Here is a 2,373-nt window from a genome sequence, read left to right as displayed (position 1 = left end):
CTTCCCGTCCTTTCCCCGCGCCCGCGCGGGGAAAGGACGGGAAGACAGGAAAAGGGCCGGGCGGCGCTCCTCTTCGGGGATCACCACCCGGCCCTCGCCGACAGGCCGGCCGTACGGTCAGCCACGCGGCTCCCGGTGTCCGACGCCGTAGCGGCGCTCGAAGCGCTCCACCCGGCCCGCGGTGTCCACCACGCGGCCCTTGCCGGTGTAGAAGGGATGGCTGGCGGAGGAGATCTCCACGTCGACAACCGGATAGGTGTTGCCGTCCTCCCACTCCACGCGCTCGGTCGAGTCCGCGGTGGAACGGGTCAGGAAGGCGGCTCCGGCGGCACGGTCCCGGAAGACGACTGGACGGGAGACGGGGTGAATACGGGGCTTCATGCGGAAATCCTTCCTGATGGTGGAATTCGCTTCCATCAAGTGGTACGTCCCTGTAACGCGACGCCCGTCGGTGGCATTCCCGCCGGGTACCGGACACCGAAAGCGGGGACACTGGGGTGTGCGGGCCCGTGGCGGTCCACGGCGGCCCGTGGTGCGACCGGGCATGGAGAGCGGGAAGTGGGCGGCACTCATGGGTGAGTTGATCCTCGTACGGCACGGAGAGACCACCTGGTCCTTGTCCGGGCAGCACACCAGCTACACCGATCTGCCGATGACCGAGCGCGGCGAGAACCAGGCCCGCTCGCTGGCGCCGCTGCTGCGCGAGCGCCGTGTCGGTCTCACGCTCGTCAGCCCCATGACCCGCGCGCGCCGCACGGCCGAGCTGGCCGGGCTCGACGCCTTCCGTGTCACACCGGATCTGCGCGAGTGGAACTACGGCGGCTACGAGGGCGTCGCGACCGCCGAGATCCATCGCACACGGCCCGGCTGGGACCTGTGGACCGACGGGGTCGTGCCCGGCCCGGCGAGCCAGCCCGGGGAGAGCCCCGCGGAGGTCGGACACCGCGCCGACCGTGTGCTCACCGAGGCGCTGGAGGCGCTCGATTCGAGTGACGAGGACGTCGCCCTCGTCTCGCACGCCCACTTCCTCCGGGTGCTCACCGCGCGCTATCTCGGACTGGCACCGGCCGCGGGAGCGCTCTTCCTGCTCGCCACCGGAACCCTCTCCCGGCTGGGGACGGAACACGGCCGGCCAGTGGTCACGGCATGGAATCTGGCCCTTCCCGAGGGCCTGCTGCGGGCCACGGCACGGGAGAAGGAGAACGTGGCCTGAGCGGAGGCCGCCGCCGGGCCGGGCCCGGAACGCGGCGGGCGCCTGTGCGGTGGAAGGAGTTCCACCGCACAGGCGCCCTGTCGTCCCGGCCCTCCCGGGCCTGCTGGGACCGCTGTGTTACGAGGGGAGGATGTTCTCCGCCTGAGGACCCTTCTGGCCCTGCGTGACGTCGAACGTGACCTTCTGGCCCTCCTGGAGCTCACGGAAGCCGGAGGTCGCGATGTTCGAGTAGTGCGCGAACACGTCGGGGCCACCGCCGTCCTGCGCGATGAAGCCGAAGCCCTTTTCCGAGTTGAACCACTTCACTGTTCCACTGGCCATTGCCCAAGTCTCCGTTTCAAGGGACGCGTGATTCCCGCACGGTGCGGGAACCGGAGGTGATCGCCCTGGTCCGCAGAGACGCTGAACAGCACAAACGCCCGTGACGGCACGTCACGGGCGAGCGGTACTTCGGAACCACGACAGCTGATCAAGACGCTACAGGGCTCGAAGCGATACAGCCACAGAAACGACCAACTCTTGCGCACGTGGCGTGTATCCGACCGCGATCGGCTCAACCCGTTCAGCCGATCCGTACGACGATCGGACCTGTACGACGGTCGGCCCGGAAATAAATTTTGCGTAGCGTGCACTTTTGCATACCCTGCAAGATGTGATCGACGAAGGCGCGGCTCCGGGGCTCCGTGAGCGCAAGAAGCGGGCCACCCGGGCGGCCCTGGCGGAGGCGGCGGTACGGCTGGCCGCCGAGCACGGCGCCGAGAATGTGACGGTCGAGGCGATCAGCGAGGCCGCCGGAGTCTCCCCGCGTACGTTCTTCAACTACTTCGACAGCCATGACGACGCGTTCGTGATGATGGACCGGGACGCCGGTGAACGGGTGCGCCACGCGGTGCGCGCGGCGCCCGCGGCCCTGTCGCCGCTCGAAGCGCTACGCGAGGCGCTCGCCACCGAACTCGTCGATGTGGCCGAGCGGCAGGAGATCTGGCGGCTGCGGGCCACGGTGCTCCAGCGTTCGCCGCGGCTGCTGGTCCGCGGCCTGGGCGCGCACATGGCCGAGGAGATCGAACTGGCCGAGACCATCGCCGTACGGCTCGGCTCACGCGCCCCGAACGAGAAGAGCGCACACGCCCCGGCGACCTGCGGCAGCGGCAGCGGCAGCG

4 protein-coding genes are annotated in these 2,373 nt (G+C 69.6%); 2 read left to right on the top strand and 2 right to left on the bottom strand.

The annotated features are described in order from the left end of the window. Positions 1–117: 117 nt before the first annotated feature. Entirely contained in the window at positions 118–381 is a 264-nt protein-coding gene (locus BFF77_RS21435; RefSeq protein WP_066952384.1) for a type B 50S ribosomal protein L31, read from the bottom strand. Between the two features lie 190 nt (positions 382–571). Here BFF77_RS21435 and BFF77_RS21430 point away from each other — a divergent pair, with 190 nt between their 5' ends. Further along, the gene (locus BFF77_RS21430) at positions 572–1,213 is read left to right on the top strand and encodes a histidine phosphatase family protein (RefSeq protein WP_066952383.1); all 642 of its coding nucleotides are present in this window, start codon (positions 572–574) and stop codon (positions 1,211–1,213) included. Positions 1,214–1,330: 117 nt separating this feature from the next. Here BFF77_RS21430 and BFF77_RS21425 read toward each other — a convergent pair whose 3' ends face one another. Next, the gene (locus tag BFF77_RS21425) at positions 1,331–1,534 is read right to left on the bottom strand and encodes a cold-shock protein (protein ID WP_041994569.1); all 204 of its coding nucleotides are present in this window, start codon (positions 1,532–1,534) and stop codon (positions 1,331–1,333) included. A gap of 334 nt (positions 1,535–1,868) precedes the next feature. On the opposite strand from BFF77_RS21425, the gene BFF77_RS21420 reads away from it, so the two are divergent. Then, positions 1,869–2,373: TetR/AcrR family transcriptional regulator (locus tag BFF77_RS21420; RefSeq protein WP_425424411.1), on the top strand; the 505-nt coding region annotated here is incomplete at its 3' end.

The organism is Streptomyces lushanensis, assembly GCF_001700515.1.
Taxonomy (GTDB): domain Bacteria; phylum Actinomycetota; class Actinomycetes; order Streptomycetales; family Streptomycetaceae; genus Streptomyces; species Streptomyces lushanensis.
This window is presented reverse-complemented; position numbering and strand designations above follow the sequence as displayed.

Coding starts and splice junctions, on each gene's coding strand:
- BFF77_RS21435 (WP_066952384.1), bottom strand. CDS start 381: ATGAAGCCCCGTATTCACCCCGTCTCCCGTCCAGTCGTCTTCCGGGAC.
- BFF77_RS21430 (WP_066952383.1), top strand. CDS start 572: ATGGGTGAGTTGATCCTCGTACGGCACGGAGAGACCACCTGGTCCTTG.
- BFF77_RS21425 (WP_041994569.1), bottom strand. CDS start 1,534: ATGGCCAGTGGAACAGTGAAGTGGTTCAACTCGGAAAAGGGCTTCGGC.